5 protein-coding genes and 1 pseudogene are annotated in these 5579 nt (G+C 58.1%); 1 reads left to right on the top strand and 5 read right to left on the bottom strand.

Going from position 1 to position 5579, the window contains the following annotated elements; genetic code table 11:
• Window positions 1-135 precede the first annotated feature (135 nt).
• From ACTO5E_RS09905 to ACTO5E_RS09890, 4 genes are all read right to left on the bottom strand, one after another.
• Window positions 136-897 carry a methyltransferase domain-containing protein gene (locus tag ACTO5E_RS09905; protein ID WP_482303317.1) on the bottom strand — a complete coding sequence of 254 codons (762 nt, stop codon included), beginning with the start codon at window positions 895-897 and terminating at the stop codon, window positions 136-138.
• A gap of 110 nt (window positions 898-1007) precedes the next feature.
• The gene (gene hydE, locus ACTO5E_RS09900; protein ID WP_482303315.1) at window positions 1008-2057 is read right to left on the bottom strand and encodes a [FeFe] hydrogenase H-cluster radical SAM maturase HydE; all 1050 of its coding nucleotides are present in this window, start codon (window positions 2055-2057) and stop codon (window positions 1008-1010) included.
• A complete protein-coding gene (locus ACTO5E_RS09895; protein WP_482303314.1) occupies window positions 2050-2307 on the bottom strand; it encodes a TM1266 family iron-only hydrogenase system putative regulator in 258 nt (85 codons plus the stop codon). Before ACTO5E_RS09895 ends, hydE begins: the two co-directional genes overlap by 8 nt.
• A 319-nt stretch (window positions 2308-2626) precedes the next feature.
• Window positions 2627-2935: a DUF3892 domain-containing protein gene (locus ACTO5E_RS09890; RefSeq protein ID WP_482303312.1), complete on the bottom strand. Its 309-nt coding sequence runs from the start codon at window positions 2933-2935 to the stop codon at window positions 2627-2629.
• Window positions 2936-3181: 246 nt separating this feature from the next.
• On the opposite strand from ACTO5E_RS09890, the gene ACTO5E_RS09885 reads away from it, so the two are divergent.
• Window positions 3182-4711 (top strand): YifB family Mg chelatase-like AAA ATPase, encoded by a 1530-nt coding sequence (locus tag ACTO5E_RS09885; protein WP_482303311.1) that lies wholly within the window; start codon window positions 3182-3184, stop codon window positions 4709-4711.
• Window positions 4712-4755: 44 nt separating this feature from the next.
• Here ACTO5E_RS09885 and ACTO5E_RS09880 read toward each other — a convergent pair.
• A pseudogene (locus tag ACTO5E_RS09880) lies at window positions 4756-5579 on the bottom strand (right-handed parallel beta-helix repeat-containing protein); the annotation flags it as partial.

Genomic DNA, 5579 nt, shown 5'->3' with positions numbered 1-5579 from the left:
CGATGTCAATATCGTTCCAGGCCATCATGTCCATCCGGCAGCTGCCGATGAGGTGGGGCCTGCCGTACTTTTCCAGCTGGGCCAGCAGCCCCCGCTCATACAAAATGGCGTCTGCCTGCTCTTTAATCGTCATGCCTACCCGTCTCCCTTCTTTGCCAGCACACAGTACCAGTCCGCCTCCTCCGGCGGTATTTTCTGGAACTGGGAGGGGTAATTCAGCACATCGGGCCGGTAGCCCATCTCTCTGAGCTTGTTCAGCATAAGCTCCCGGCCGATCGGAATATAGTGTTCCTCAAAGACCTCTTTCTGAAAGGGCCTGTTCTCCCTTTCAAACACATAGAGAATGTTGAAGGTGATGGAGCTGTCGTCATGGTAGTCCCACACCTGGGTCAGGTTGATGCGGGTGTCCCCGTCAAAAAAAGGCGCGTAGAGATAGAAACGGTTTCTCTCCCACAGAATCTTGTCCCAGTTGCGTATCTCATAATAGAGATATCCCCCGGGCTTTACCAGAGCGTCCATCTGTTCCAGCGTTTTCAGCACATCCTCATTGCTCACATAGGGCAGCGAATTGCCCGTGCTGGCCACACAGTCAAAGGGGCCGGAAAAATGCTCTGCCACGGTTCTGAAATCGCATTGCTGCAGTTCCACCTTCAGCTGCCGGGCCTCGGCCTTTTTCCGGCAGCTTGCCAGCATTTCTCCGCTCAGGTCAGAGCCGGAAAGCGAAACGCCCAGCTCCGCCAGCTGTATAGTCGCGCTTCCGGAGCCAATGCTCACGTCCAGCATCGTCTCAATGCCTCTTCCACTCAGAATATTCTTCCAGTGGTCCTTAAAGGTCTGATAGCGGCTCTCGCTTTCAATCAAATCATAAATACCAGCTCTGCTATAAAGGCTTGCCATATATTGCCTCCCGCTTTTTACTCTTGTGAAGTGCCGCGAAACGCCGACAGAATGGTATCTGTAACAGCACTGGCATTCTTCCTGTCAGAGGCTTGAATTTATCTGCCCGTTCACTTTTTGATGTCTCCCCGAGCCGTCACGATCTCATACCCCACAGAAGCCATCCGCGCGCTCAGACAATCCCGGCACTGGGCAGACTCCTCCCCTGTGCAGATTTTGTTGTCATAGAGCTCATATTTTTTGCGCACGCTTACCGGCGACAGATTGGGCATGACCACATTGGCTCCTGCCAGAATGCCCAGCTCCCGCCCCTCCGGGTGGATTGTACCCAGGGCCGTGGTGGCGGGCAGCAGCACCGGGGGATGGATCAGCCGGATGATGGAGAGCAGATAGCAGGTCTGCTCCACTGTGCCTGCCGGCTGATCCCGGAAGGCTGTGTCCTTGTGGGGCACAAAGGGGCCAATGCCGCACATATCCGGCTTGAATTCCTCAATGAATTTCAAATCCTTCGCCAAGGCGCGGCTGGTCTGCCCCGGCGACCCCACCATAAACCCGCACCCCACCTGATAGCCCAAGTCCCGCAGGTCCCTCAGGCAGCGCATCCGGTTGTCAAAAGACATTCCAGCGGGATGGAGCGTTTCATAGTGTGCTCTGTCCGCTGTCTCATGGCGAAGCAGATAGCGGTCTGCTCCGGCCTCCCGCAGCAGCTGGTAGCTCTCCCGGCTCCGTTCCCCCATGGACAGGGTTACGGCGCAGTCCGGGTGGGCAGACTTAAGGGCCGTGACAATGCTGCTGAGTACCTGGTCTGTAAAGAAGGGGTCCTCTCCCCCTTGCAGCACAAAGGTGCGAAAGCCCAACCGGTAGCCCTCAGCCGCACAGGAAAGGATATCCTCCAAGGAGAGGCGGTAGCGGTCGCAATGGGAATTGCTCCGGCGGATGCCGCAGTACAGGCAGTCGTTTTTACAGATATTGCTGACCTCAATCAGTCCCCGCACATAGACGGCGTTCCCATATATTTCCCGGCGGACCGCCACAGCCTGTTGTGCCAATATGGCGGCGGTTTCGGGAGACTGCGCCTCCACCAGCTCCTGGTACTCCTCCAACTGCAGCCTGTGGTTGGAGGCCAGGCTTTTGATCAAACGCTCCACCCGCTCAGTCATGGCCCAAGACCCCCGACAATGCAGTTTTTACGCTGACGCCCGGAAGATTCCCCACCTTCCCCGCCAGGGTGGAGATGGTGTCCTGGGGAGCGTCAATGGCAATGCTGATAATATTAACACCCCTGGCCCGGTAGGGAATGCCCATCCGGCCAATAATATACGAGCCATACTCGTGAAGAATGCTGTTCAGCCTCTCCACAGTGCTGCTGTCCTCTACAATAATACTCATGACTGCCACTCTGGTCTCCATTTTGACCATCCTTTCTGCAAAGGGCGTCAGGGCCCTATGATCTTAGCAAAAAAGCAAAAAGCGCCATACCCGACTGAGGGCACGGCGCAGACCTGCAAGTGTAAAAGCCGCACCTTTCACGCAGGGCGGCTAAGCCCCCTTAGTGTCAGGTATCGTAATTTCATTTTATCAGACAAGGCAGAAAAAGTCAAGAACCATTTACATTTTTATTTGATACGCCCAGAGAATACCCTGGCAAATAAAGCATTGAAAAAGCTCTTGACGAAACCTCTCTGCTGACACAAAAAGCGGCCCGAAAAAGGCCGCTCTTTGCCGCCGCTCAGGTAAAGCTGCCCGGGGCACTGGGGAGGTCCCCCAGGTTGTTGCTCTCGTCGCCGTCTGGGAGGGAGCGCAGATACTCGCTGCCGTTGCGGCTGGCAATCGCCACGCCCCGGATGCCCCCCTGCTTGGCCAGGGCCACGCCCTCACGCTTGGAGAGCACCCGGCCGTCGGAGAGCTCATAGCCAGCGATCTTGCCGTTTTTGCGCACCAGCTTGGTGATACTCTTGGCATCCTTGTTGGGGACGGGATTCATAATGTTGATATTGGCCGGCAGGTTGCCGATCCGTCCGTCACGTTCCTGTGTCAATCTGATCCTTCCTTTCTGTACAGCTATGGATGTGGACCCGGATGGGTACGTCTATAGTGTGGCGCTATATGGCAATGATTATGCGGACCACAGAGCCTGGAAGCAGGCGTATCGGCAAAGCCAACAAGCTCAGGCAGAAATTTTTATATATTTTTTTCTTGACGCAGGCGGAAAATCAGACTATTATTATAGAGTAATGCTTTTCAAAGTCTAGCGAAGCTCGGAAAAGCAAAAGGAGGCGATGAGATGGTAGCCAAGACCTACAGCATGGGGACCTATGGACTGGACGCCTTTCCCGTGGAGGTAGAGACCGACCTCTCCTCAGGCCTGCCAGGCTTTGAGGTGGTGGGCCTGCCCGGCGCGGCAGTGAAGGAGTCCCGGGACCGGGTGCGGGCGGCTATGAAGAACTGCGGCTTTGACTTCCCCCTGAAGCGTATCACCATGAATCTGGCCCCTGCGGACAAACGGAAGGAGGGGCCTATCTACGACCTGCCCCTGCTGCTGTCTCTGCTCAAGTCCTCCGAGCAGCTCCCCTGCCCCACAGACGACGCAGTGTTTCTGGGGGAGCTCTCCCTGTCCGGCGAAGTGCGGCGCATCCGAGGCGTGCTGGCTATGGCCGCAAAGGCGAAGGAGGCTGGCTTCCGCCGGCTGTTCGTGCCGGCCGCCAATGCCCGGGAGGGCGCGGTCATTGCGGGCTTAGAGGTCTACCCTGTCGAAAACGTGCCTCGGCTGGTGGACCATCTCACCGGCCGGAAGCCCATTGCCCCAGCAGACTGGGAGCCTCAGTGCGGCCGCTTTGACCCTTTGCTGGACTTTGCGGATGTCAAGGGGCAGTATGTGGCAAAGCGGGCTTTGGAGATTGCCGCCAGCGGCAGCCACAGTGTGATTATGGTGGGCTCCCCTGGCTCTGGCAAGAGCATGCTGGCCAAGCGCCTGCCCACCATTCTGCCCGACATGACCTTTGAGGAAGCCTTGGAAGCCACCATGATCCACTCTGTGGCAGGCAATCTGCCGGACGGAAGCGCCCTGTTAGGCTCCCGTCCCTTTCGGTCGCCCCATCATACCATTTCCACAGCAGGGCTCTCTGGGGGCGGCACGTCCCCAAAGCCCGGTGAAATCTCCCTTGCCCACAACGGCGTGTTGTTTTTGGACGAGCTGCCGGAATTCTCCCGCCCTGCCATGGAGGTCCTCCGCCAGCCCATGGAGGACGGACAGGTCACTATTTCGCGGGTAGGCGGCAACGCCACCTTCCCCTGCAAATTTATGGTGGTGGCCGCTATGAACCCCTGCCCTTGCGGCTACTTTGGCCACCCCACCCGGCCCTGCACCTGTGCGCCCCAGGCAGTGGACCGCTATCTGGCCCGGGTGTCCGGGCCCCTGCTGGACCGGCTGGACCTGCATGTGGAGGTAGCGCCCCTTGAGCTGGACGAGCTGGCCTCCAAGGCCAGGGGCGAGAGCTCCGAGGCCATCCGCCAGCGGGTGAATGCCGCCCGCAAGCGGCAGGTGGACCGATATCAGGGCCTGGGTTGGTCCTGCAATGGGGAGATTCCCTCTGCAAAGCTGCGGGAGGTCTGTCAGGCCGACGAGGATGCAGAGTCCCTGTTAAGGCGGGCCTTTGACCGGTTCGGCCTCTCTGCCCGCAGCTATGACCGGGTGCTCCGGGTGGCCAGAACCATTGCCGACCTGGAGGCCAGCGACCGGGTCACCGCCGACCATGTGGCTGAGGCTGTGCAGTACCGGATGCTGGACCGAAAATTCTGGGCACGGGGCGGATAAAAAAGGAAAGCAGACCGCCATGGGTCTGCTTCCTCTTTCCTGTCTTATGGCTGAATACTTGCCGCAGCGCTCTCCAATGGGCCGGGCATGGGCTTCTGGGACCGGGGAGCGTTGAAATAGTCTCTGTCAAAGGTGATGGGTGTGCCGTCCGGGTTCTCAAACTTCTGCTCGGGCTCAAAGGCCATGCCTAAAGTCTCGGTGTTAACCACCATTGTTGAGAACACGGGCATATGCTCATACAGGTCTGTCTCCACAGTATAGGCTCCGTTTTCTTCTTTGACGCTCAGTGTGACAGCCGTATCTCCCTGGGCAGGAGACTGCTCCTTCTCCCAAGGCTGGGCTCCGTTGAAGTACACATTGCCCGCCGACCACACCGGCAGGTGCATGTAGTACCGGTCGCTGGGGGCCGAGCCCATGCCGCAGTAGCCCTCAAATTCCCTGTCCCACTCCTCATAGGTGGGATAGCCTTGATAGGGGAAAGCGCCGCAGCGGATATTTCCGTCGTCCCAGCCATTGGGCTGCATATTGTCCATGGCGGCTTTCAGCAGAGGGTGCATGGGCTGCTGCACAAAAATATTATTGTAGAACCGCATGTCGCCATGGAGGAAGGTCATAAAACCAGCGATCTCGGTGCGGTGGGGCACATGATATGGCGTATACCGGGGAGAACTGAGGGTCTTGGCGCCATTATCCGTGCCAATGCCCACTGCCGTGATGCCTCCGGCGATCAGATTGTGGACTAGGGCCACGCCCTGGGTGGCTAGCTTAAGAGACCGGGCAGACAGCAGCAGGTTGTTGTCGATGAGAGTGGGACCGTGGGAGACCTCTACAAAGATGTCCTCCCCCATGCCCATCATTAGCGCGCCCA

This window comes from Acutalibacter sp. (assembly GCF_056800975.1).
The sequence above is the reverse complement of the archived record's forward strand: the minus strand, read 5'-3'. Positions and strand labels throughout refer to the sequence as shown.

What these genes read in the sequence shown, in the direction of transcription:
- ACTO5E_RS09905 (WP_482303317.1), bottom strand. Translation starts at nt 897, where the DNA reads ATGGCAAGCCTTTATAGCAGAGCTGGTATTTATGATTTGATTGAAAGC.
- hydE (WP_482303315.1), bottom strand. Translation starts at nt 2,057, where the DNA reads ATGACTGAGCGGGTGGAGCGTTTGATCAAAAGCCTGGCCTCCAACCAC.
- ACTO5E_RS09895 (WP_482303314.1), bottom strand. Translation starts at nt 2,307, where the DNA reads ATGGAGACCAGAGTGGCAGTCATGAGTATTATTGTAGAGGACAGCAGC.
- ACTO5E_RS09885 (WP_482303311.1), top strand. Translation starts at nt 3,182, where the DNA reads ATGGTAGCCAAGACCTACAGCATGGGGACCTATGGACTGGACGCCTTT.